Genomic DNA, 24,460 nt, shown 5'->3' with positions numbered 1-24,460 from the left:
GTTTGGAAATCAATGAACGTGTCTAAATAATCCAACACATGTAAGCAGTTTATTTTAGAGACTTTGCTTATTGTAAACCCAATTTTATGCCTTAACTTTTCATTCATACCCTACATTCTAAACCCAGACCCTTAAACACCATTCTTATGAACCTAACCAAATCACTTCTCGCATTATTTATCATAAGTTGCACGGTATTCATTAGCCATGCTCAAAAGCTAGACAAAGAATCATTTCAGCCGCTGAAATTTCGTCACATAGGACCCGTGGGAAATCGATTGATCTCTGCCGTAGGTATCCCAGGAGATGAGCTGACGTATTATGTGGGTGCTGCATCCGGGGGAATATGGAAGACAACAGATGGAGGTCTGAACTGGACCCCAATATTCGATGAACAACCCGTTCATGCAATTGGAGCATTAGCTTTAGCTCCATCCAATACAGAAATTGTTTATGCCGGTACCGGAGAGAGTTTCATTCGTTCTAATGTCTCCATTGGAAATGGAGTATGGAAATCGGTAGACGGAGGAGATAGCTGGAAACAAATGGGGCTGGAAAAAACCGGAAGGATTGGAAGAATAGTGGTTCATCCATCAAACCCTGACATTGTGTATGTCGCAGCGCTGGGACATGCCTATGCTCCCCAAGCCGAACGAGGAATTTTTAAGAGCATGGATGGAGGTAAAACTTGGCAACATGTATTGAAAGTGGATCAAAACACAGGAGCTTCTGAAATTGTCATGGATCCATCGAATCCTTTGATACTATTCGCGGGAATGTGGCAATTGTCTTTGAAAACATGGAACCGAACAAGTGGAGGGCCTGGAAGTGCTATTTATATGTCAAAGGACGGAGGAGAAACATGGAATAAACTGGGAGGAAATGGTTTGCCAGAAGGTCCTGTTGGAAAGATTTCTATGGCTATGACACCTGCAGACCCTAATCGTGTATATGCACTTATAGAAACAGGAGATGGGGTTGAATCGATCAATGGTAAAAAAGAAAATGGAGAGTTATGGAGGTCTGAAAACAAAGGAAAAAGCTGGAGTTTGATCAATTCAAACAGAGATCTTGGAGGCAGACAGGCATATTACACCAGAGTAGAAGCTTCACCTGACAATGCCAATGAGGCATATTTCATCGCAGCTAATTTTTATACCAGTATTGACGGTGGCAAGTCCACCGATGACGTATCAATGACCCAACCAAACTGGGATCACCATCACATGTGGATTGATCCAACAGATGGTAATCGGATGATTGTAGTGGGTGATGGAGGCTTGTCAATATCAAAAAATAGAGGTAAAACCTGGTATCGGGTACAACTTCCAGTAGCTCAGCTGTACCATGTGACCACAGATAATGCGATTCCATATAATGTGCTAACCAATCGGCAAGACGGTCCCAGTATGAGAGGACCAAGTCGAACCAATGAATTCGGGCTGTTTGGACCGGGCATGATACCAACAGGCGCGTGGAGAGATGTAGGTGGAGGTGAAAGTGGGTTTGCTACCGCTGATCCAACTGATCCTAATATTGTGTGGTCTACAGCATCCGGCTATGGTGCTTTAGGTGGCGTGGTTACAAGATATGATGTGAGAACTGGGCAGTATAGACAGACAGAAATTTGGCCAGAATTAACCGCAGGTCACACGGGTGAAATGGTTAAGTATCGTTTTCAGTGGACGTTTCCGTTGCTCATATCACCGCATAACAACAAAAATGTATACGTCGCGAGCCAATTCATTCACCGAACCATGGATGATGGTCAATCCTGGGAAGTTATAAGTCCGGATTTGACACTAAACGATAAGTCAAAACAGCAAAAGTCCGGCGGTCTTACTCCGGATAATATAGGTGTGGAATATGCCAATGTTATTTATGCTTTCGAAGAGTCACCACTTAAAGAAGGTCTCTTTTGGGTGGGTACCAATGATGGGCTGGTCCAAATAAGTCAGGACGGAAGCCAAACCTGGACCAACGTCACGAGTAACATCAAAAATCTACCTCCTTTAGGTACGGTTAGGAATATAGAAGCCTCCCGATGGAAAGAAGGCAAAGCTTACATAACTGTGGATTTGCATGAGGTTGGGAATTTTGATCCGCATGTCTATAAGACAGAGGACTATGGGAAAAGCTGGAAAAAGATCACCAATGGAATTGAGGTTGGAAACTTGAGCTATGCAAGAAATATCAAAGAAGATCCGAAGCGTGAGGGGATGTTGTATCTCGGAACAGAAAACAAACTCTATGTCTCTTTTGATGATGGAGAAAATTGGCAGCCATTTATGAATGGTCTTCCTGCTACTCCAATGTATTGGATCGATGTGCAGGAGCATTTCAATGATTTGGTTATCGGTACTTATGGACGTGGAATATGGATATTAGATGACCTGTCTGCTCTGCAGCAGCTTCCATCTGATATTGCTCAAAGAGAAGCGGTTTTATTCAAGCAAAAAGATACCTATCGTTTCCAGCCACTCACTGCAAACATGCAATTTTTTCCGGAACCTTCATGGGGTGAAAACCCTCCATTTGGTACCTCAATTGATTATTGGCTAAAAGAGAAAAACGATTCCATCAAAATCCACATCATAAACACAACGGGTGATACCATACGCACAATAGAACAAAGTGGAACAGCAGGCCTTAACAGGGTGTGGTGGGATTTTTCTGTTGATCCGGTTACACCACTGGCATTGCGCACCAAAGCTGAAGGCGCAGAGTGGATGCAATTGGATTCGAAGCGCACACGATTTTCTCCTTATTCTTTTGGGAACTCAGCCTATTGGACAGCTCCTGGAAAATATACAGTGAACCTTGTGGTCGGAGAAGAGAGTTTTACTGAGGGCCTTACGATTATTAAAGATCCCAGCTCGGAGGGATCGTTAGCTGATATTCAGGCTCAAGATGCTCTTATGCGTAAGATTCACAACGATTTGGATATATCTCATAAGATGGTCAATGAACTTGAGATTTTAAGAAGGCAGCTCTATGACATGCAAGCCATCCTTAAGGTACAGCGGAAAGATGAGAAAGAGCTATTGGCTGAAGTATCGAAACTGGATTCCATGTTAACTGGACTTGAAGGGAAACTTGTCCAGCTTAAAACATCTGGTACAGGTCAGGACATAGTTCGATGGCCGGCAATGCTCGTACAAAAGCTCAGTTATTTGGCTGCCACTACCCAAATTTCAGACTTCAAACCTGCTGATCAGTATGTAGAGGTTTACAATAAGCTTCATGAAGAACTAGAAGAATTCAGTAGTCAACTGAGATCAATCAAGAGTGTTACATTGCCAGCCTTTTATCAGTTGCTTCGTGAGAAAGAGATTGGATATTTGATTACCGAGGAGGATTGACATTAATAAAGAATTTAATGTTGGCGGAGAATCAATAATCACTGAGAGGTGACATGCTGATTTTTATTAAAATATTAGTCATTTTACAAGACTGATCTTTTAAAATAAATGTAGTGCTGCTAGATTATACAGATTTATTGGTAATGGCCGGACTCTTCCTGGCGGTGATCATGGCTGTGGGAATTGGGATTAAAGCCAAAAAGAATGTTGCCAATTTATGGTTGGTCTGTTTTTTACTGAGTAGTGGCGGAGTGCTCATTGTAAAGTTTCTGTATAGTACCGGCTATATCATTTATTATCCTCATTGGTTCAAAATAAACTACCCTGCAGGAATCTTGCGGCCTGTGTTTATTTATCTATACATTCATTACCTCATCAAAGGAATCAATAAAGTTCAGATTAAGCATTTCATCCACTTTTTGCCTTTTGTGCTTTTAATGATCTACCTCTTTCCATTTTTAACACAGAGTGCCGAATACAAATTAGCAGTTCTTAATCGGGAGGTAATAAATACATATGGACTGATCCCATCCTGGTTTGTGTACTTTCAGATTTCATATTCAATGCTCTACATAATCGCGATATTTTTTGATCTAAGAGCATTCAGCAGGCAATATTCCCGACCCAGTAAACAACAACGAGTGCTGGTAAAATGGATACGATTCATTCTATGGGGTGGTTTGATTTATATAGGTGCTGCGTTGATGCTTAAACTGCTGGGAATGACACAAGATTACAATTATTACTTATACGAAATATTCTCACTAGGATTGATTTTACTATGCATCAAATTACTTACTCTACCTGAACTTGTGAACAGTTTTCCGGAGAAGAAGTATGCCAAATCTTGGCTGACTGATCAGAAAATTGATAAGTACTATGCTTCAATCATTGAGTTGATGGTAGGGAAAGCTATTTATAAACGTGAGGATTTAAAACTTAATGACATTGCTCAAGAATTGAATTTACCTGAATACTTGATTTCCCAAATTATAAATCAGAAAACAAGTGAATCGTTTAGGAATTTTGTCAATGCTTACAGAGTTGAGCAAGCAAAACAAATGCTTGCATCATCTCACAAACAATATTCCATTGAAGGTATAGCAAAAGATGTTGGTTTTAATTCACGCGCGTCTTTTTACAACGCATTTAAAAGAGAGACTAATCTTACACCTACCGAGTACCTAAGCTCAATCAAGTAGGTTGTCCAGCTTTGCTTAGTTAGACAACTACTTTTTGATATTAAAGATTATGGGGTACACTTTTGACTCGTTCAAAATGTGTCACTCTTAAACAACAATGTCATGGGAAAAAGTTATAGCATCTGTATCGTTTTGTTTTTAATCAGTTGTTCATTTAGTGGAAATACTCAAACCAATCCAGATCTTTCGAAGGTTTTTCCTGAAAAAGAATGGCAGAAAATTACACCCGAAGAAGTTGGATACTCATCCAAAAAGCTGGATCGCGCTAAAACCAAATTTGAAGAAATCGGAGGGGTGGCAGCTCTTATCGTAGTAAAGGGATATGTCATTGCAGATTGGGGAATGACCGAGAAAAACTTTGACTGCCGATCTTTTCGTAAAAGTTTCCTTAGTTCTCTTTATGGAATCTATCAGGAGGAGGGAGCCATCGATATAAATAAAACTTTGGGAGAATTACAGATAAATGACGGAGGCAAATTGAATGCCAATGAGCTTCAGACACAAGTCAAATACTTAATGTCTTCATCTTCTGGAATTTACCTGCCAGCAGCTTTTGAAGAAGCAAGCAATCGAGCTAAGCCTGAAAGAGGTTTACATCAGCCTGGTGAGCATTTTCAGTATAACAACTGGGATTTTAATGCCCTATCAAACATCTTCAATGATCAGACAGGCAAAGATTTATTCTTAGAATTTCAGAATCGTATTGCTTCTCCGATTGGTATGGAGCATTTTGATGCAAGCTACAATACTGGCTATTTCTATCAGCCGGCATTATCGGAATACCCTGCGTATATTTTTCAAATTTCAACGAAGGATATGGCCCGATTTGGGTTGCTTTATCTCAATGAAGGAAACTGGAATGGCAATCAAATTGTGCCAAAAGAATGGGTGATTGAAAGCACAAAAGCGCAAATCGAAACGGGAGATAAATATTATTACAATTATGGATACTTATGGTGGGTAACTAAAAGCGAAAGCAATACCGGAAGGGCACCATTTTTGGCACGTGGCGCACAATCGCAATACATGTACATTGATCCGGCTAATGAATTAATTGTCATTTTCAGAGACAATCCTGATGGTACGCTCAGGGTGAAGAAATCAGATGCTTATCCATTAATTGGTTCGGTTTACGGTGCGATGTTAAGGTAAGAATGGGTACAACAATAGTCCCTAGTATCCCACTGCTGCACCTTCTGGTCGTGATGAATCACATGCTCCAATTATAATACCATTTGCTTGATCTACTTGTATTCCCAAGAGTGCTCCTAAGTTATTTCGTGGTTCAGGGGTGTGATTCATTGCTTCAAGGGCCTTATCTACTTGCATATTGTACTTGTGCAAAAAGGGATTTAAATGATAGGCAGCAAATGATGACAACTATAAAAAGTTGGACGATGGAATTCATAGATTACTCAATTTTGGTGTTGATCAGGTATTAAACCATTCACTTTAAATCAGGTGATAGCAGTGACTCAGTTGAATTCTAAGGTAATTAGTAATCAAGAAATGGAGATTGATCAATTCATTTCTAGCTTCAAGTTGAGTAGATTTAATTATGAATTTGAAAGTCACCAAGCTTCGATTGATGATTTTTCTGTTCCCCGTACTAAGTTTTTCACAAGCGGATACACTTCAGCAACAATTTAAAAGTAGGGAACAAACTCGTGAGACTGTAGATTGGATACACAAAGAGCTAATTAAAATTCAAAGTAAGGCTCCACAGGATGCAGAGATATTATCACGTCTTTCCTTAGACCTGGCAGAGAAACTTAATTATCGCGAGGGAATTGCCCAGGCTTACTTCAATCTAGGCTTATCATATTGGTACAGAGACCTTCATGATATGGCAATGGAGAATTACCTGGAAGCACTCAAAAGATTTGAAGCATTGGAAATGAAAAGTGAGGCAGCCCGTACACGGATGAATATAGGGAATACATATGACGAACTGGGCCAAACGAATAAGGCTAAAACTTTCATCAAGCAATCGTTGAAAAGTTTTGAAGAGTTAGGTGATTCATCAAGAGTACTTTCCGGATATCTGAATTTAGGTGTCATTTTCTTTTACGAAAGCAATTACGATTCAGCATTGGAAAATTTTGAGATAGTACTAGCTCATCATGTGGCAAGAAAGGATACAGCTAAAATGGCATTACTGCATTTAAACATTGCGAATGTGTATGAGTATATGGAAAACCTTCCGAAAGCCATCGAGCATTATCAATATGCGAGGAGCTATGTTGATCCAACCATTCTATTGGCTATTAATGTAGATATGGGATTGGGAAACGCATTATTGCTAAATAAGAATCCCGATGGTATAGATCTGATTCAGGAGGGATTACAAAAGGCCATTCAGTTAGAGCAGCAGAAGATGGAACAGTTTGCTTATGAATCTTTGAAAGAATACTATGTGCAACTTAGCGATTATCAAAAAGCATATGAATACTTGACCAAAGAAATCGAGATAGAACGAGAATGGAGGGGTAAAGATGTTCAGGAGCAAATTGAAGTATTGCAATTGAAATATGAAGACGAAAAAAAAGCCCGACAGCTATCATTACTAGAAGCAGAGCAAGCAGAAGATAAATTTCGCTTAGCTATTGCATTAAGTATTGGTTCAATTGTTTTGGTTGGTGCCATTTTACTATTTGTCATTTTGAAGTTACGAATAAAAAATGCCAGACTTAGAGAGATTGAACTCAAACAAAAAGTTGAACATAAGAGCAAAGAAGTTACTTCTTACGCTCTGAATTTTATTCAAAAGAATGAATTGCTGAATGAATTAGCTGAGAAGGTGAAGCAAATCAAACAAAATGCTTCAGAGAAGACCTCAAAGGAATTGAATCAACTCAACAATGTCATCAGGAGTAACATGAAAATTGATCAGGATTGGGAGAACTTTAAGGTCATGTTTGAAGAAGTTCATGAAGGATTTTTTATGCGGTTAAAAGACCAATTTCCTGATTTGGGTAATTCAGAATTGAAACTTTGTGCTTTACTGAAATTAAATATGAACCTTAAAGAATCTTCTCAAATTCTTGGAATTTCCTCTGATAGCGTTAAGACAGCACGGAGTAGATTACGAAAGAAACTAGGTCTTAAAAGTGATGAAAACCTGGTTGACTTTATGATAATGTTTGACAGCCCTTCTAATTGACTATTAAATCTATTTAACTGATTATCAGTGATATAACGTCTTTTGTTTACCTCATGTAAACATGATAATTGCTTGTGTACACCTTTTGTTTACCTACAAAATCACATGTCATCTATCAGTGTCCGTTGATTTGCGAAACAATGATTTCAAAAATTATGGACAAAACTTCATCACTAGAAAAAAGCTATGGATTTGGAAACTTGATGACCGCCATTCACTCGGTATCCAACAAGTTTTCAGACACACTATTTTATAACACTGGTACCTATAGTGTTAAAAAATTGTCACCAAAAGACAATGCAGATGCTAAACTATTTATTCAAAAAGAATTGGTAAAAAGAGGAGGTATAGGCCTTGATCATCTATACTATGACGAAGAGCTATTGGACCTTCATTCCTCATATGGCGCCAAAGGAAAATTCTTTTGGATATTAAAATTTGAGGGAGAGATTGTGGGAACCCTAGGGTTAGTAATTCACTCCGATAAGCGTGAAGCAGTCATTAATAAGTTCTATGTCAAAAATGATATTAAAGACCATGCACAAAGCTTAATTAAAATAGCACTAAGCATGGCCAAAAAATCAGGCTGTAGAGCCTGCAATATTTCTCTTTCTCAGCGAGAGGAACAACTTCAGAAATTATTTGAGAAAGCATCATTTAAGATTTCTGATCGCAGTTTGATGATGGCGATGACATTTTTCTTTTAGGTTACTAATCTGGACCTCACCGTAGTGTGGGGTCTAGTTCTTTCTTTACTATCAGTTATTTCCTTCTTTCCTTCTTCATTTTTCGTATCCATTGAATACCAACATGTGAACCAATGGCGCATGCGGAAACAAATCCATTAAAGACAATATCATTGATATCAAACACTCGGTGTGGTAAGAAAAGCTGGATACTTTCGTCAATGACTCCAACGCTAAAGGTGCAGAGAAAGGCAAATAGTGCGAGCTTCCCATGTTGCTTTTCCAATCCCATTCGTTCGATTAGGGCATTGTGGATGAAAATGGCTAAAACACTGTATTCAATAAGATGACTTCTTTCCGGAATGCCTAGCCGAAGGAAAAGCATCATGTAAACAGCCGCTAATCCAATCCAAATAAGCCACTCATACGTATTGGGTTTGTTTCGTATGCCATTAACGAGCATCAACACACCAACCAGGATCATTCCTGAAACGAATATCATGGCCTGAATATCCTGATCGCCTAATAGGTTTTGTAATGGTCTGCCAATGAATAAAGTCGAGAAAATCGTTAAGGTGACAATCAATGACCAAAACCAGAATCTTTTTTCCTTGGCAGTTTTAAATTGAATCATTTGATCAGTAATACCTTCGGATTGATAGGGTACAACCACTCAATGCCTCTTGAAGTAATTACGGCATCATCTTCAAGCGGTACACGAAGCTTTTTACCTCCCCATTCCGGCACTTTGGTATAGGCAAAGAACTCAATCGATATCAAATTAGAAGGTTGTAAAGTGTAGCCCATACGGACCGGATTCCAATATGCAATGGAGGGACCAATGCCATGCCCCCAATTACCAACTGAGTGACATCCAACAATCACGTCAGTCATATCGAGATCGGTTGATTGATTAAACCCCTTCATTCGGTTGAATCCAGCAGCTGTTAGTTTCTCATAAATCGCATCTTCTGCTTGCTGGGCGGTTACACCGGGTTTAATGGTCCGCTGAATGACGTCTCTGACCTTGATTGCTTGGTTAAATGCATTTTGAATGCCAGGCGGAACAGCTGTTTCGCCTTCTTTGAGTACATAGGCCATTCGCTTCATGTCGGTAAACATGTTCATTAAACTTACTCCCCAGTCGATCATGAGGACATCACCTCTCTGAATAATCCTGTCGGTAGAGGTGGCAATGATTCCCTCCGGGCCAGTTAGGTAGACGGAAGGCATGCCAAAAGAAGAGCCGAGGTTGTTTTTGAATTGTTGCTCTTTCATCCACCAGGCCACATCTTCAAGGGTAGTGACTCCCGGTGTAATCACCTCATTTGAGAAAGCTCGCTCTGCTATCTGATACGATAATTCACCTGCTTCACCATATACCGCAATTTCACTAGCTACTCGTCGAGACCTAAAATCGGAGACAAGCTTCTCTGCAGAGACAAATCGAGCTTCGTATTTCTCACCCAGAATTTCTGCTAGTTCCAGATAGCCGGAGTAGGAGAGGCCATCTGCACCACCGATGGCCCGTGAGTAGTTCAAACCGATACGCTTAGGATCTCGTGTCTCAACAAACTCTTTCAACTCATCTACCGATCCAAAATAGTCATAAGCTCCTCCTTCTTTGAGTAGGTATCCATCATTGCCAAGGGATACGCGCTCGATTCGGTCACCACCACGATCAGTGAAAATGTAGTAGCTGCCGAATGATCCGACATATCCTTCTCCCATATCTGAATAAAGGGGATCAAGGTGCCCCTCTCGATTCATAATGATCCACATGTCGATGTTGTTTTCCCGCATGACCTCAGGTAGTACCAAATTAAATTTGTCTCTTCTGATTTGATTCATTTTACGCCAACGACGTTTGGCTTCCTGAGAAAAAGTAGCGAAAGAAAGTATTAGAATAAGGAGGGTAGATATTAATCGCATCGGTTAGTCTATTTAGGTTTGACTAAGCTACTGAAAAATGCATTCAGATGGATTGAAATAGGTACCAGCCACACTAAAATTGCACATTGTATTTCACCTCAAATTGTGCAGGGATATCCTCCTTGTTTTCACCAAGGTTTTGTCTCAGGTCGATCTCAATGCCTCTAGCAATGGTTGATATTGGTACATCATTAGACGTTCCTTCAAACGGATTATCTCCTGTTCGTCCTATTCGTTCCATGGTATGAAAGACCCAGCCTACAGCTGTGTAAACCGGGATCGAAAACCATATGAAAACCTTTCCAATCACAGGGTATGAATCAGAGAGATTGGCACCTATTTCCATAAACTGTGGGACTAGAGCAACCGGAAGAAAGAACAATAAGATCCACATGAACCAATGGTTGAGTGTTGCAAATTGGCGTGGATAGGGGAAATTCTTGATACGTTCACTTTTGCCTTGAAGGTCAAACATCTCTTTAACTACTCCTTCTAATTCCAGAAAGGCAAATTCCCAAATCAGCCCTGATTCTTTGAGTCGCCTCAAATGATGAGATTGCTGATATAACAATGCTGTCTGCTTATTGTCTTTACTCAATACGTCTTCCATATCTTCTTTGCTTAGATATGGTTTCAGATCATCTTCAAGCGTAGAAAGTCTTTCTGGCGGACGAATGCCCCATTCTTGGTTGGTTCTTTGATTTACAGTGGTTTCCCATTGCTTTTGTTGTCGCATGGCATGTCGAAGAGCAGTCATCCAGGCTATGTTTCTATAGGTGAGGGATTTCACTTCTTTTGCAAGCGCCTCATCACTTTGCTTTTCTTTCGCATGCTCATTGGTAATCATATCCTGCAGAAACATTCCGAATGAACGTGAGGTGTTAACAATTCCACCCCAAATTTTGCGTGCTTCCCAGATTCGATCATATGTAACATTATTCTGAAACCCAATGATGAAGGCTACTGCGGTACCAATTAGTGCAATGGGCGTCCATGGAATTTGTAACCAGGCAATGTCAAGAAAAGAATAGGCAAAGACCCAAATTACAATGATTAATAGTATTCTCAGTGTGTCAAAACGAGTCCATATAGCGAGTTCAGAGAATTTGTATGTCCGTCGGGTGTACATGGTTGGTTGTAATTAGACCTTTCAACAGGTAGCAATATCTCAATGGTTCAACCATACTAAAATAGTGAGGAATTCATTGATGCTCTTATCAAATGGTAAGAAATGAATATCTTAGTTTAAACTAATTAACCACCGAATAACATGCAGACTTTTAACACCCCGCTAGAAGCAATAGACTACTGGCTAAAGGAAAACCCAAATAAAACATTCCTTAAACAACCCATTAATAGAAAGTACATTGACTATAGTAGAGTTGATGCTTATGACCAAGCTTGCAAGGTAGCAGCCTCCCTTCAGGAATTGGGCTTAAAGAAGGGTGATCATGTGGCCATTCTCTCCAAGAATTGTGCTCATTGGTTTATGGCAGATTTAGCCATTATGTTGGGAGGATTTATCTCCATTCCCATCTACCCAACCTTAGATGCAGATAGCATTAATGAAATTTTGGTTCATAGTGAAAGCAAAGCAATCATAATTGGCAAATTGGATGATTATAGCACTCAGCAGTCAGGTATTCCGGATATTATAAGAATAGGAGTGGAACTTTATGGCATTACAGAGCAGCATGCTTGGGAGGGATTGATAGAGAAGGATGTTCCAGATTTTGAACCGGCTAAACAAAACCCGGAAGATTTAATCACGATCATGTACACCTCAGGTACTACAGGCAACCCTAAGGGTGTAATGCACAAAGTGAAGTCCTTTAATATCATTGCATCTACCGGACTTGATTCACTCGAAATCCCCATGAACAGCAAATTCTTTTCTTATTTGCCATTGTCTCACATTGCGGAACGAATAGGTATTGAGATGGGGGCGATTTATAAAGGTGGTACTGTTAGCTTTCCGGAGACGCTTGACACTTTTGCAGAAGATTTGGCAAACACCGGTCCTGATGTTTTCCTGGCAGTACCACGAATCTGGCAAAAATTTCAGGAAAAGATTCTGGAGAAAATGCCACAAAAAAAGCTGGATAAGCTATTGTCACTACCGATTATCGGAAATATTGTTAAGAAGAAGATTCGCACAAAGCTTGGCTTAAACAACGCAACCTGCTTTTCTGGTGCGGCTCCCTTAGCCCTCAGCCTCCAGGAGTGGTATGCAAAACTGGGAGTGGAGATCAAGCAATGCTATGGGATGACAGAGGATTGCATCCTTTCACATTTCAGTTTACCTAATGCCAATAAATTTGGTAAAGTAGGTAAACCACTTCCAGGTGTAGATTCCAAACTATCAGCCGAAGGAGAGATATTGATTAAAAATGACTGCCTCATGGTTGGTTATTATAAGGAGCCGGAAAAAACAGCAGAGATGTTTGCGGATGATGGCTACTTGAGAACCGGAGACATTGGAGAGTTTGATCATGATGGCTACCTATCAATCACCGGACGAATTAAAGATCAGTTCAAAACGGACAAAGGAAAATACGTAGATCCATCAGGAATTGAGTTACAGATTTCAAAAAACACCGATGTAGAGCAAATTTGTCTGGTAGGAATGGGTATAGCTCAACCCATGGCATTGATCGTACCTACGGAAGCGGCAAAAGAAAAAACCAGGGAAGAACTAAATCAGTCGTTAATTGAGACCATTGAAAAGCTCAATCCAACACTTAAGGCATATGAAAAAGTGGAGAAAGCTGTAATTATGAAGGAGCAGTGGACGGTGGAAAATGGATTGATGACGCCTTCGCTTAAAATCAGAAGAAATAGGGTAGAAGCCATTCATCAGGAATACTATCCGGTTTGGTTTGAAAGAGAAGAGCGCGTGGTGTATGAGGAAGATCTTGAAGCATAAAAAAGGAGCCGTAAAGCTCCTTAGTACCAAATTATGAGAAAATTAATAATGCTTTATTCAGAGATATTAATCGTCCATGTGATATCGATATCAGTCTCTCCATCATTAGATGTTGAAGTTGCTGATTTGACATCCGGCTGATGCTTTAGCAAGATTCTAAATTCACCATCTCCAGGTGACGCCCCTGCAGTGAACCAAGTGGTAGAAAGACCAACAGGATTATCATTAGTATCGTAATCATCATAATTCACAGTTCCTTCACGATCGGCTATATTACCATTACCTGAAGGGTCGCTGAAAATGCCATCAGTGAATGAAAAGAAGAACATATGCTCTTCGGCTTCTGCTTCAATCTCTTCTGTAATATTCTCACCTTCTTGAGTGTTTTCTATTGATATAGCCAGATCATATGAGGTATTGATCGCAAGGTTGATTGTTTGAGTTTCAAAGTTTTCAACACCCTCACCATCTGGGTCTGTTGCGGTAGCTACTACTGTGGTTCCACCATCGTCTGGTGTGAATGTAAGTGTTACACGATCAATAACCTCTTCCTCGTTTTCTTCAGGAGGTAGATCATCGTCTCCACAGCTGCTCAGGACCAAAGTGAATACGAGCCCGAGTATCCAAAACTTTCTAATTTCTTTCATGATGTTTTTGTTTATGCAATACTATTGCAAGTATATACCTTCATTTTTATAAATGCAACAATGTTGTAATAATTAGAAAGAATAGCTTAAAAAGACCTTGATATTGATACCTAAATCATCAGCGAAGTAGCGGGATTGATCGGTGTATCGACGATAGGAGGTATTGAAGAGGTTCTCTCCTGAAAGCTTTGCAGTGAAGCGGTTCTTCTGATATTTGACAGAAGAATTCATCAAGAAGAACGCATCTGGAGCGGGGAGGAAATCAAATGTACCAGAACGATCAAATTGTATTTGTTCGGACTCAGCAATGGTACCTGCTGATATTACTGGTGGCTGGTGGGTTTGCCTTGCCGTCCAGGATGGATTAAGCAGAATAGTGAAATTACCAAGGGTTCGAACAAGTTCAATCTGAAGGTTGAGTGGTGGGATTCCCACAAATGACTGATTGTTGGATACATCTCTTGCATAAACATAGGACAGCTTAAATTCACCAGTTAGATCTTCACCCCAGGTTTTACTTATATCAATATCTAATCCGGTGTAAAAAGCATTTGTTTGGTCATGGATAAAGTAGGGGAAGGTGCCTCTTACGGTATTGGTCAGACCATAAGGCCGAATGAAGAAATAGTTCTCAATCCAATTGATGTATGGAGTAAATTCAGCGCTTACTGCATCCCCTTGAATCCTCAGTGTGTTTATCCATTTGATGCCTCGCTCACTTTTAACTTCTTTTAAATCTTGTGTTAGCACCCCTGATGTTGAAATGCTATCATTAGCAGGAAACAATTCGTATCTCCAAAGCCCATATTCAATGATGTTCTGGTGCTTTCCAAAGCTGTACAGTTCATTGATATTTGGTGCTCTCCAGGCCGTCCCAATATTTGATCTTAAGGAAACACGATCACTAAATTTATGGATGAATCCTGTCGTGAAAGTGAAATTCTGATAGTTAAGGTCATCCCTATAAACGTCGTTACTCGAATCTCTTCCACGGACATTCATGTTAAGAAAATCGAAACGAATGCCAGCTTCATAGGTGGTTTTGTTGGTTGAGTAGGATTCTACTGCGAACATTCCAATGTTCGTGTTATTGTAATTAGGTACAAATGGGATGGTATTTGTTCCCGGAAGATTATCATTGTTTTGCGAAAAGAACTGAAGTCCTACAGTACCCGCCCAATTGCCAGAGCTAGGGTGATCCCAGTCAAAATCTATTGTGTGCGTATTTAAACTCAGATTAATGGCTGGACGATCATTATTTGTTCCTCTTCTAATATCAAACTCGCGGCGTTTATTTTGTTGAAAGGCATATTGAAGATCAAACTGCTGATCTCCAAGAAATATGGCCGTTTTAATCTTAAATAGATCGTGTATCGTTTCTTGTCGTGGTGTTCGAATTTCATAAGAGAACGGTCTTGTTTCATTGGGTACTTCCGCTCCAATTGCATTGGCAAAGTCATCGAGATTCCCATTTACAGATCCTCTTAAAATGCCAAGTTCTTGCTCAAAATGGCTGAAGTATAAATCGATATCAATCCATGAAAAATGATGACGTGTCGCTGCTGAATAGCCTATTTCTCTCTTTCCTGTATTTGTCAGTTGATAGTTGGGTGCATGCAGGTCTCCTTGCTTTGTTCCGTTCACGCTAATCATCCAGGCGTTACGCTCATAGCCAGCTTGAGTCGTGAATTCTGCACTATATGCCCGACCATTCGTCTGAAAACCGGTACTGATATCTCCACCAAATTTGGTGTTGTAAGAAGGTGTTGGTGCATTAAAAAGAATAACACCTCCCAGCGCGTCGGGTCCATATCGAACGGTGGATGCCCCTTTGATCAGCTGGATTCTTTCAATTTGCGAAGGGTCTATTTCAGGTGCATGTTCAGATCCCCAGGCTTGATAGGAGTGACGTACTCCGTTATTAATGATTAGCACACGGTTTGAGTGTAGTCCATGAACAACAGGCTTTACCACATTTTGTCCGGTTCTTAAGGTGTATACTCCGGAAGCTTTGGAGAGCAGTTCTCCTGCCGTCGTTCCCAAACTTTCAGATACATCGATATCAATATCTTTAGGATCTAAAGTTTTTAGTTCGTGAGCATTAAGCTCTTCTTCTACAACCACGCTTTCAAGTAGCGTCTCCTCAGAGGCCATATAAATCACTGGAGAGGGGTGATGGAAATCGTGATGGTGAACCACTTTCTTATACCCAAGAAAGCGTACTTCCAGATCGATTTCATCCTCGCAAATTCCAGTTATTTCGAAAAATCCTGAATCATCAGCAATGGCGCCTATATCTGAATTTTGAATTTTAACTGTTGCATATGAGAGTGGCTCGTTGGTGTCGATATCAAGAATCCGCCCGGTAACAGAACGGTCGCAAGGTTTTTGACTAAAAGAACACCATGCATTTAAAGACAATAACGCGAATATCAGATATTTCATATCAGGCACAATTGGCACACTTGCCGTCTACAATGAGGTTGATTCCTTCTGTTTGATAACCTTCCGGTAAGGATACTTTCGGCATGGGTTGTTGTTGGTTCAGGCATTCAATCTGTCCGCAGGTGTTGCACTTAAAGTGAATGTGATTGTGATCGTGATGATCGGGTGAGCAGGTATCGTGACACAATCCGTAAGTAGCACTGCCAGTCTCATTGGGGATTTTATGAAGGATACCAGAGTCAAGAAAGCTATTTAATGTTCTATAAAGTGTGACACGATCATATTTTGTTAACCTGTTTTCCAGATCTCCTTGCGAGAGCGCATTCTTTTCATCCAGAAAATATTGCATCACGTCCAGCCGGCAATCCGTTATCCTTAGGCTGTGATTCTTTAGTATTTGTTTCAGGTTTTCCTGCATGACACAAATATACTTTATGCAACTTAATTGCATTAAGAATTGGTAAACACTTTTCTTATGTTTGTAGTTTATTGAAATATGGAAAACCGAGAGCAGCATAACAACAATGAGAAAGTCAACTATTTTGACTTCAGTGAGGTATTGACTTATTTTTTCCGAAAGAAAGACCCCAATCGCCCAAAAAGCTTCAATCTTAAAGCGATGCATACCATTAATAAGATATCTATTTTGATGTTTTTGGGAGCAGTGATCGTGATGATTGTACGAGCCATCTCCAGGGCGTAAATTTTCAAATACAGATGTTATTGCGATCAAAGGAAATTTGAGTTTTTGATTGCGCATTTTCCCGTATAGTCTAAAATAAAAATGAAGAAGTTATTCTTCACTTCTTCTAATAATTCACTGTTAAATTAGCTACATGAAAAATGTATTAACCTTCCTTTTTGTGTTGGGTACTATGGTATCTATGGCGCAAGATTCTGATCCAATGGTAACAGACAGACCCACGCAATCAGCTGCTTCTATGGTGGTGCCAAAAGGAAATGCCATTATTGAATATGGATTTATCCATGAATCAGCAGGCGATCTTAATAATTTAACGTTTGCTAATCTACATGCACGTATCGGCCTTTTTCAAGGCGTAGAATTTCGAGTTACCCAGAACATTCAACAAACAAAAAATACGGTAACAGATGTGAAAGTAAGTGGATTATCGCCGCTGACTTTAGGTACTAAAATTCACGTGATAGGGGAGCAGGGAGCGGTTCCACAGACCAGTGTAATTGCACAAGTCACTTTGGATAATGGCGATGATGCGTTCCGTCCAGGAGAGGCCATTCCAGAAGTACGTTTTAACTTTTCCAATACACTCTCGGAGTTTTTATCATTAGGCTACAACATTGGATTTGCATTTCCAGAGGATAACACAACCACCATTTATACGGCCGTATTGGGATATTCATTCCAGCCTGGATGGACCGTCTTTGCTGAACCATATGGATTTATCTATGATGGTGGATCAGATCATCGATTCAATGCAGGGTTTATCTATTTAGTAAAGAACAACTTTCAAGTTGATCTGACAGGAGGAATTGGACTTTCAGATATATCACCTGATTCCTTTTTTGGATTTGGTGCCGCGATTGGTTTTTAGTTTCTAGCAAGACTCCAACTGATTCCAAGGTAAATCTCGCGTCCATGGATAGGAGAGTATGCATATGCCGTATCGAAACTATCGCTAAAGCCAAGATTCGCATTTGGATCATTGGTGCCGGTCAGTGGTGACCATGGTTGGACATAATCAAAGATGTTTTGAACACCACCATAAATCGACCACCCTGATTTCAATGTTTTAGCTATTTGAAGGTTGTGAATGGCAAATGTCGCAGATGAAGTGGGCCTGGGATCCGGTAGCGGGTCACCATTTTCATCCAGATCAAAAACGACAGGCAAAGCCATTGGACCGGTCAAACGCGCAGTATAGCCAATTTGTGTGTTCCATGCTTTGAGGTTGTAATTAGCCGTCAATATTCCTGTCCATTCAGGCGCAAACTCAATTTGTCTTGATTCATTATTTTCTATTTCTGTTACATCCTGAATATTAAAGCCCAGGTTGAAGGCTAAAGGAAACTCGAATTCTTGCTGCAGGTTCATCCCAATGCCTTTACTAACAGCAAATCCATCTGTGTTTGCATACCGAATTTGACCATCGGTTTCATAATCCGGAGTGATCTTATTGGTGAAGTAGGTGTAGTAAGCATCAATGTCTAACATTCCCTGGCTTGTGCCGATGGTATAAATGTGATTGAGATTCAGTGAGAAGTTATAAGATTCTTCGGGCTGAAGCTCTTCTTCTATGATTACTTCACGTTGACCCGTAACAAATGCATGATCCTCTGTAAATAAATTCACGATTCGAAAACCCGTACCAAAGTTAGATCTAAGGGTGGTCCATTGACCAGGCTTGTATTTGAGGTTTAATCGTGGAGCAGCAATCAGTCCGTGATCTTGGTAATGATCAAGTCTGGCTCCCGCTAAAGCTGTAAAAGAATCAGACATTTTCCATTCATCTTGCATGAATAGGCCAGGAATGAATTGATTATCCGGATGGTTGGATCCATTATTCTCTGTGGCAATCGTATTGTCATCATACGTTTGGTAACGAGAAGTAATACCTGTCGTTACCTGATGGCCTCCTCTGCTCTTGTCCCAAATTAAGTTGGCAAACAAAATGTCTTGCGATGCTTGATAATAATCAGCACCGTAATATGAATCTTGCTCGTGGGTACTTAAGGAATAATCGACTCTTATCTTTTCTGAGAACGGGAGTTCATAAGTGCCAAATATTTCCAATCGATTGGTGTAGATACTTTCTCCATAAATTTGATCGCTTCCTCTGAGCTCTCGATAATTTCTGTCTTCTAGAAATTCTTTCACTCCGTTTCTTCGATCTTCATAGTAGTATTTGCCAGATAATGAGAATTTTTTACCGGAAGGTCTGTGGATATCCCATTTTGAAAACAGTGATATTCTGTCCAGATTGATATTGTCCCCAAAACCATCCCCATTTCTATCATCAAAGTCATTGATGTAAGCATAATTTAATCCTATAAAACCATTGCTATTACCAATTTTTGGTGCGTATGAAAAATTACCGAATGACTCGTAGTGTGACGTGCCCATCACATCGGCAGATAGGAGGGGTTGGGTTGAAGGGTCTTTGGTGATGATGTTGATTACACCAGCAACGGCCTCTGACCCATAAAGTGTGGAGCTCGGTCCTTTGATCACCTCAAACCGATCGATGATCATACTGGGGATTCCGTTTAATCCATAAACAGAAGCTAAGTTTCCATAAATAGGAGAGCCATCCATGAGTACTGCGGTGTAAGGTCCCGGAAGACCATTGATAGAGATGCTATTAGTAAAGCAAACACCACAGGCCACTACTTCCTGTACACCATTAACAAGAGATATCCCTTCCACAACACTTGTTGCTGCCGCAGGGATGTAGGTATTTAAGTGCTTTGAAGTGATTACTTCTACCTTAACAGGGGATTGTGATACGAAAGTGGGCTGCATAGTCCCAGTAACAACCACTTCGTCCATTGTAAGTGTGCTTTCTTGTAATTCAATTTGTAAATTCTGCGTGGTAGGAACAGCTACTTCTTGCTTTTCCATTTTAAAACCAACAGATCGTATTTCTAGTGTGTAGGTCCCTTCCGGCAAATCCGTAATTGTAAAGTCTCCAGCCGCATCGGTAACAGCACCATAATCTGTTTCTAGTAGGCGTACAGTCGCACCGGGAAATCCTTCACCGTGAAAGCTAACATTCCCTTTTATGGTATGTTGGCCGATTGTCATGACTGGTAATAGAAGACAAATGATTATTCCAAATTGCATTGACTCGCTTTATATATTACGATTATGCAAAACTATAAATTAGTTAAAACAAAACAAAAATTTAGATTAGTCTAAAAATATGAGATCCCTTTAAATTTCAATTTGATCTGATGATGTAATATTCATAATTTGCTGATGTGCGGCGAATTACTTGCTTTCTTATCCTTCAGCTATTGCTAGACAGTTTGGTCTTTGGTCAATTATCATTATCTAATGCGGTTAATTACACCATTAAAGACGGATTACCTTCTAATACAGTCTATGCCGTCATTCAAGATGACCAGGGATTTATTTGGTTTGGGACAGATGCAGGACTTAGTCGATTTGATGGACTGGAATTTAAAAATTATGGATTAAAAGAAGGATTACCCGATATGGACATCCTTAACTTTTTTAAGGATTCTCAGGGTCGTATTTGGATGTATACGTTTAATGGTAAAGTCTGCTATTTGAAGGATGGTCGAATTCTCAACTCATCCAATGATCCATTTTTAGCTGGTGCCGATTTAGAATCAAGACTTACAAGCATTGTAGAAGATGAAAATGAAATTTTTATAAGCTCATTATGGGAAGGAGTTAAAATATTAAATCCCAATAAACGAATAAAAACTTTAAGTTCTGAAAATGATAAAAATTATTTAGTCATAATTAATAATAAATGTTACTGGCTGCTTATCAACAGTACTTCAATTAAATATTATTTAGTATCTGATCTTATTTCTAACTTGGATTCTGATTCAATTGAATTTCAAGAATTAAGTAACAGGAAAGGTTTCGCCAATTTTTCATATGTTAATGTTTTTAAAGACGAAATTTTTGGTGTCTCGAGAGGTACAAATTCAACACATCAATTTTTCAAGATTAATTTAGATCAACAGCTCTTTCATATTCAGAGTGTACATGATTATGTGGTCTATAATATTGAGGCGATTAGAGATCGAGTTTTTCTCTATACTAGTGATGGAATAAAACTAATCGATCCAGAAAATTTGACGACTTCCGACTTTATTGATTTAGAAGAGGTTACGAAATTTATTTATGACTTTGATGATAATATCTGGTTCTCAACCCTAAAATCGGGAGCATTTTTCATACCAAACCAGCCTGTAAAAAAGAAGTATCCTGTTCAGATTAGAAATGTTGAAAAATTATATTCAACACCTAATTATTTATATATCGCATACAGAAATAGATTGATCGCCAGAACGAACCAATTTTTAAAGGATGAATTAGAAAATATAAGCACGCTCGAATTATCATATATTAAATCATTCTATGTTGACCCATTGCAAAACATGTGGGTTTTAAGCAGCTCAAGTCTATTAAAAAATGAAAAACCTAGCACTAGTGGATTTACTGTAGACCTTTTTTATAGTCTGTTAAAAGACAGTGAGTTTATTTATCATTCATTTGATGAACTAATTTATACCAATTTAAAAAACGACGAATTATACAATTTTGATTATGAAAACGTTGGTAAAATTTGGGATTTTATATTGTTTGATCACTCGATTTTATTGGCTGGTTCAAATGGGTTGTTCTCACTGAACCTTTCTGATTTGACCGTCAAAAGATTTCCTGAATTTGATCAAATAAGAGTGACAAGCATTGCTCTTGATAAATTTGATAAATTATGGCTGGTAACCAATGGAAACGGGTTATTAAGACTTCCTAAACAATTAATTTTCACCATTCCATCTAATGAAATCTCTGGCTATCGCATTGAAAATTATTCAGATGTTTTTAACAAAGTCTTACTAATTGATTCTACTCTTTATTCATCCACCCCAAAAGGGATTAGTAAATTCATTTTTAACAAGGAAGAGGTTGTCGAAACTACCCACATTACAGAATCACATGGATTGGAGCCAGCACGCGTGGTTGACGTTGTTTATTACTCAGGTGATGTTTACATGGGACAAGATAACGGATTGTTTTCGTTTAAACATTCGGAAAATTTTAATGATACAATCAGGTTTCCTGTCATCGTAGATGAGCTTCGAACCTCAGATACTGTAATCAATACACTTGATAAAGACATTACATTTCCTTATGACGTTGGCATTATTCAAGTCAATACCAAAACAATTTATTTCAAGGATCACAACAATTTATCATATCAATTCAAATTATATAACCAAAATGAATCAGCAGAGAGCTGGACAACTAGTCCGAACAATGAGTTTCTGTTCTCGAACTTAGAACCCGGCAATTACACATTTGAAGTAAGAGTCAAATCATTAAATAGTGACTGGACCGAACCATCATCGATTTCATTTTCCATAGAAAATGTTTTTTGGAGAACCCTTTGGTTTAAAATACTTATCGCTTCGATTTTACTCTTTTCGATCACTTTAGCAACTAACAGTATTAGCAGGTCTAGAAAAAGAAAGCAATTGCTGAGCAGGCAAAAAATCGAATCTGATTTGAAAGCCTTAAAAGCGCAAATAAATCCACATTTTCTTTTCAATTCTCTTAATTCAATACATTCATATATCCTGGAAAAGGAGAATGATCTTGCAGAAGATTACTTATTGAAATATGGCAAATTGATGCGAAACATTCTAAATCATTCAAATGAATTGTCGATTAGAATGGATGATGAACTTGAGGCTATTAAACTTTATATAGAACTAGAGAAAATAAGAATTAATAAGCCAATTGATTTTCAGGTTGATACTAGCAAGATTGATGTAACTGAACACAAAGTTCCATCCATGATTATTCAGCCATTATTAGAAAATGCAATTTGGCATGGAATACAGCCTTCGGCTAAAGAAGGCAAAATCCTATTGAAATTCGAACAAAAAGATGATGTTGTAAAGGTCGAAATTCATGATAATGGAACTGGATTCCAAGATCAAAATTTTGATGATAGACCCTCAGGTCTTCAGCTGGTGAAAGAGCGAATAGAATTGATTAATCAGCTCAAGGGAAGAAAGAGTAGTTTTAAGATTGATTCTGATGAGACAGGTACTAAAATCATATTCGATTACCCAAATGAATTAACTTAACAAGAATATGATAAGGTCATTGATTGTAGACGATGAACCAAGAGCTGTTCGTGCACTTGAGATTACTTTAGAAAGGCATTGTCCTGAGATAGAGCTAGTTGGGATAGCGAATAATATAGAAGAAGCATTCCAGCTTATTGTTGCTCAAAATCCCGACCTAATATTTCTAGATATAAACATGCCGAAGGGCACTGGACTGGATCTTCTGGAACGGATTAAAGATACTGAATCAGCTAAAGTCATATTCACAACTGCACATGAAGAATACGCGATAAAGGCTTTCAGATTATCAGCCATTGACTATCTATTGAAGCCTGTCGGTAAAGAAGAATTAATTATTGCAATCAATCGGTTTAAAGAAACCTCAACAGGAAAGGAACGCATGGAGCTTTTAAGCGAACTTCTGGAAAAGAAAAACCCTCAACGAATGGCGATCAGCACGCTTGATGGTTTTCACATAATCGATTTGGATAAACTGCTATATCTATCCTCTGAAAAGAACTATTCAAATTTCCATACCACTGAAGGAATCGTATTAGCGTCCAAATCAATAGGCGAGTTTGAAAAATACATGGATCCAGATCGATTCATCAGGGTACACCGATCGTATATCGTGAACATTGACAAAGTACGTTCATACGATAAAAAGAAGGGTGTATTAATTTTACACAACCAACAAACCATCGAAGTTTCCAGGAATAGGAAAGAGGTTTTGTTGCAGAAATTGAAAGTCCTTTGAATGTCATTCGTTCAGCCAACCCTACCACTTATCCAAAAAAATGGGGTCTTCGTTCATTGGATGTGATTTTCCTTTATCCTTATTCACGCATTAGTTTTCTTTGGAGGATGGATAGATTCCAACTGGCTTTAAAAACTCACTTAATAACTCCTAATGCTAGACTCATTTTGAAGGCCGTACTGGTCATCAATTTGTTGTGGCTTTTATCCAATTAGCATAGAATTTTCTGAATCTTAATGAAACAAACTACCCAATGAAAATATTCACAACCAATCCCGCAAACGTTTTAACTCATCTCATTAATAGCAAATGATGATGATATTTTTCATTGAATATTTGCTCATAGTAAATGGTCGTATAACCAATTGAAATAAAGGCATTTACAGTGAATATTTGAATTAGCAATTGATAATAAAATTAATAATTAGCTCATGTCGCTATTTGCAAAACCTAACAAAAAGTGATTATTCTTGCAGATATTTTAAGAACCTAGCCAACTCACAATGAAGATACTCACCACCCTC

General features: G+C 39.0%; 18 protein-coding genes. 10 read left to right on the top strand and 8 right to left on the bottom strand.

Features of this window, described 5'->3' with window-relative positions:
• Window positions 1–146 precede the first annotated feature (146 nt).
• The 3 genes from ACOMC3_RS08980 (at window position 147) to ACOMC3_RS08970 (ending at window position 5,716) form a co-directional block, all read left to right on the top strand.
• Window positions 147–3,362 (top strand): VPS10 domain-containing protein, encoded by a 3,216-nt coding sequence (locus ACOMC3_RS08980; protein WP_420319208.1) that lies wholly within the window; start codon window positions 147–149, stop codon window positions 3,360–3,362.
• A 113-nt stretch (window positions 3,363–3,475) separates the two neighbouring features.
• Entirely contained in the window at window positions 3,476–4,564 is a 1,089-nt protein-coding gene (locus tag ACOMC3_RS08975) for a helix-turn-helix domain-containing protein (protein WP_420319207.1), read from the top strand.
• A gap of 102 nt (window positions 4,565–4,666) precedes the next feature.
• Window positions 4,667–5,716 carry a serine hydrolase domain-containing protein gene (locus tag ACOMC3_RS08970; RefSeq protein WP_420319206.1) on the top strand — a complete coding sequence of 350 codons (1,050 nt, stop codon included), beginning with the start codon at window positions 4,667–4,669 and terminating at the stop codon, window positions 5,714–5,716.
• A 21-nt stretch (window positions 5,717–5,737) separates the two neighbouring features.
• On the opposite strand, the gene ACOMC3_RS08965 is transcribed toward ACOMC3_RS08970, so the two are convergent.
• Window positions 5,738–5,908 (bottom strand): hypothetical protein, encoded by a 171-nt coding sequence (locus ACOMC3_RS08965; RefSeq protein WP_420319205.1) that lies wholly within the window; start codon window positions 5,906–5,908, stop codon window positions 5,738–5,740.
• Window positions 5,909–6,122: 214 nt separating this feature from the next.
• On the opposite strand from ACOMC3_RS08965, the gene ACOMC3_RS08960 reads away from it, so the two are divergent.
• Window positions 6,123–7,727 carry a tetratricopeptide repeat protein gene (locus tag ACOMC3_RS08960; RefSeq protein ID WP_420319204.1) on the top strand — a complete coding sequence of 535 codons (1,605 nt, stop codon included), beginning with the start codon at window positions 6,123–6,125 and terminating at the stop codon, window positions 7,725–7,727.
• A gap of 155 nt (window positions 7,728–7,882) precedes the next feature.
• The gene (locus ACOMC3_RS08955; protein WP_420319203.1) at window positions 7,883–8,434 is read left to right on the top strand and encodes a GNAT family N-acetyltransferase; all 552 of its coding nucleotides are present in this window, start codon (window positions 7,883–7,885) and stop codon (window positions 8,432–8,434) included.
• A gap of 55 nt (window positions 8,435–8,489) precedes the next feature.
• On the opposite strand, the gene ACOMC3_RS08950 is transcribed toward ACOMC3_RS08955, so the two are convergent.
• From ACOMC3_RS08950 to ACOMC3_RS08940, 3 genes are all read right to left on the bottom strand, one after another.
• Entirely contained in the window at window positions 8,490–9,047 is a 558-nt protein-coding gene (locus ACOMC3_RS08950; RefSeq protein WP_420319202.1) for a VanZ family protein, read from the bottom strand.
• Complete coding sequence (locus tag ACOMC3_RS08945) at window positions 9,044–10,345, bottom strand: M24 family metallopeptidase (RefSeq protein WP_420319201.1); 1,302 nt, start codon at window positions 10,343–10,345, stop codon at window positions 9,044–9,046. The genes ACOMC3_RS08950 and ACOMC3_RS08945 overlap by 4 nt, the downstream gene beginning before the upstream one ends.
• Before the next feature lie 73 nt (window positions 10,346–10,418).
• Window positions 10,419–11,474, bottom strand: coding sequence for a bestrophin family protein (locus ACOMC3_RS08940; protein ID WP_420319200.1), 1,056 nt, complete (start codon window positions 11,472–11,474; stop codon window positions 10,419–10,421).
• Between the two features lie 141 nt (window positions 11,475–11,615).
• Here ACOMC3_RS08940 and ACOMC3_RS08935 point away from each other — a divergent pair, with 141 nt between their 5' ends.
• On the top strand, window positions 11,616–13,271 hold the full coding sequence (locus ACOMC3_RS08935; RefSeq protein ID WP_420319199.1) for an AMP-binding protein: 1,656 nt from the start codon (window positions 11,616–11,618) through the stop codon (window positions 13,269–13,271).
• Window positions 13,272–13,324: 53 nt separating this feature from the next.
• Here the strand turns inward: ACOMC3_RS08935 and ACOMC3_RS08930 are convergent, their stop codons facing one another.
• The 3 genes from ACOMC3_RS08930 to ACOMC3_RS08920 all read right to left on the bottom strand — a co-directional run bounded on the left by ACOMC3_RS08930 (window position 13,325) and on the right by ACOMC3_RS08920 (window position 16,781).
• A complete protein-coding gene (locus ACOMC3_RS08930; protein ID WP_420319198.1) occupies window positions 13,325–13,918 on the bottom strand; it encodes a hypothetical protein in 594 nt (197 codons plus the stop codon).
• A 72-nt stretch (window positions 13,919–13,990) separates the two neighbouring features.
• Window positions 13,991–16,363 (bottom strand): TonB-dependent receptor, encoded by a 2,373-nt coding sequence (locus tag ACOMC3_RS08925; protein ID WP_420319197.1) that lies wholly within the window; start codon window positions 16,361–16,363, stop codon window positions 13,991–13,993.
• A gap of 1 nt (window position 16,364) precedes the next feature.
• Window positions 16,365–16,781, bottom strand: a complete 417-nt coding sequence (locus ACOMC3_RS08920) for a Fur family transcriptional regulator (protein ID WP_420319196.1) — start codon at window positions 16,779–16,781, stop codon at window positions 16,365–16,367.
• 78 nt (window positions 16,782–16,859) lie between these two features.
• Between ACOMC3_RS08920 and ACOMC3_RS08915 the strand changes: the two genes are divergently transcribed.
• Window positions 16,860–17,066 carry a DUF6728 family protein gene (locus ACOMC3_RS08915; RefSeq protein ID WP_420319195.1) on the top strand — a complete coding sequence of 69 codons (207 nt, stop codon included), beginning with the start codon at window positions 16,860–16,862 and terminating at the stop codon, window positions 17,064–17,066.
• Window positions 17,067–17,199: 133 nt separating this feature from the next.
• On the top strand, window positions 17,200–17,934 hold the full coding sequence (locus ACOMC3_RS08910; protein ID WP_420319194.1) for a transporter: 735 nt from the start codon (window positions 17,200–17,202) through the stop codon (window positions 17,932–17,934).
• Here ACOMC3_RS08910 and ACOMC3_RS08905 read toward each other — a convergent pair.
• Entirely contained in the window at window positions 17,931–20,183 is a 2,253-nt protein-coding gene (locus tag ACOMC3_RS08905; protein WP_420319193.1) for a TonB-dependent receptor, read from the bottom strand. The two genes, ACOMC3_RS08910 and ACOMC3_RS08905, sit on opposite strands and share 4 nt — an antisense overlap.
• Window positions 20,184–20,320: 137 nt before the next feature.
• Between ACOMC3_RS08905 and ACOMC3_RS08900 the strand changes: the two genes are divergently transcribed.
• Both ACOMC3_RS08900 and ACOMC3_RS08895 read left to right on the top strand, forming a co-directional pair.
• Window positions 20,321–23,197, top strand: coding sequence for a histidine kinase (locus tag ACOMC3_RS08900; RefSeq protein WP_420319192.1), 2,877 nt, complete (start codon window positions 20,321–20,323; stop codon window positions 23,195–23,197).
• A 7-nt stretch (window positions 23,198–23,204) separates the two neighbouring features.
• Entirely contained in the window at window positions 23,205–23,936 is a 732-nt protein-coding gene (locus ACOMC3_RS08895; protein WP_420319191.1) for a LytR/AlgR family response regulator transcription factor, read from the top strand.
• Window positions 23,937–24,460 lie beyond the last annotated feature (524 nt).

Origin of the sequence: Ekhidna sp., assembly GCF_965212185.1 — a bacterium.
Taxonomy (GTDB): domain Bacteria; phylum Bacteroidota; class Bacteroidia; order Cytophagales; family Cyclobacteriaceae; genus Ekhidna.
This window is presented reverse-complemented; position numbering and strand designations above follow the sequence as displayed.

Excerpts from the sequence above, each read along its gene's own strand:
- ACOMC3_RS08970 (WP_420319206.1), top strand. The coding sequence starts at position 4,667 with ATGGGAAAAAGTTATAGCATCTGTATCGTTTTGTTTTTAATCAGTTGT.
- ACOMC3_RS08925 (WP_420319197.1), bottom strand. The coding sequence starts at position 16,363 with ATGAAATATCTGATATTCGCGTTATTGTCTTTAAATGCATGGTGTTCT.
- ACOMC3_RS08915 (WP_420319195.1), top strand. The coding sequence starts at position 16,860 with ATGGAAAACCGAGAGCAGCATAACAACAATGAGAAAGTCAACTATTTT.
- ACOMC3_RS08960 (WP_420319204.1), top strand. The coding sequence starts at position 6,123 with ATGAATTTGAAAGTCACCAAGCTTCGATTGATGATTTTTCTGTTCCCC.
- ACOMC3_RS08955 (WP_420319203.1), top strand. The coding sequence starts at position 7,883 with ATGGACAAAACTTCATCACTAGAAAAAAGCTATGGATTTGGAAACTTG.
- ACOMC3_RS08980 (WP_420319208.1), top strand. The coding sequence starts at position 147 with ATGAACCTAACCAAATCACTTCTCGCATTATTTATCATAAGTTGCACG.
- ACOMC3_RS08930 (WP_420319198.1), bottom strand. The coding sequence starts at position 13,918 with ATGAAAGAAATTAGAAAGTTTTGGATACTCGGGCTCGTATTCACTTTG.
- ACOMC3_RS08905 (WP_420319193.1), bottom strand. The coding sequence starts at position 20,183 with ATGCAATTTGGAATAATCATTTGTCTTCTATTACCAGTCATGACAATC.
- ACOMC3_RS08895 (WP_420319191.1), top strand. The coding sequence starts at position 23,205 with ATGATAAGGTCATTGATTGTAGACGATGAACCAAGAGCTGTTCGTGCA.
- ACOMC3_RS08935 (WP_420319199.1), top strand. The coding sequence starts at position 11,616 with ATGCAGACTTTTAACACCCCGCTAGAAGCAATAGACTACTGGCTAAAG.
- ACOMC3_RS08910 (WP_420319194.1), top strand. The coding sequence starts at position 17,200 with ATGAAAAATGTATTAACCTTCCTTTTTGTGTTGGGTACTATGGTATCT.
- ACOMC3_RS08950 (WP_420319202.1), bottom strand. The coding sequence starts at position 9,047 with ATGATTCAATTTAAAACTGCCAAGGAAAAAAGATTCTGGTTTTGGTCA.
- ACOMC3_RS08945 (WP_420319201.1), bottom strand. The coding sequence starts at position 10,345 with ATGCGATTAATATCTACCCTCCTTATTCTAATACTTTCTTTCGCTACT.
- ACOMC3_RS08920 (WP_420319196.1), bottom strand. The coding sequence starts at position 16,781 with ATGCAGGAAAACCTGAAACAAATACTAAAGAATCACAGCCTAAGGATA.
- ACOMC3_RS08940 (WP_420319200.1), bottom strand. The coding sequence starts at position 11,474 with ATGTACACCCGACGGACATACAAATTCTCTGAACTCGCTATATGGACT.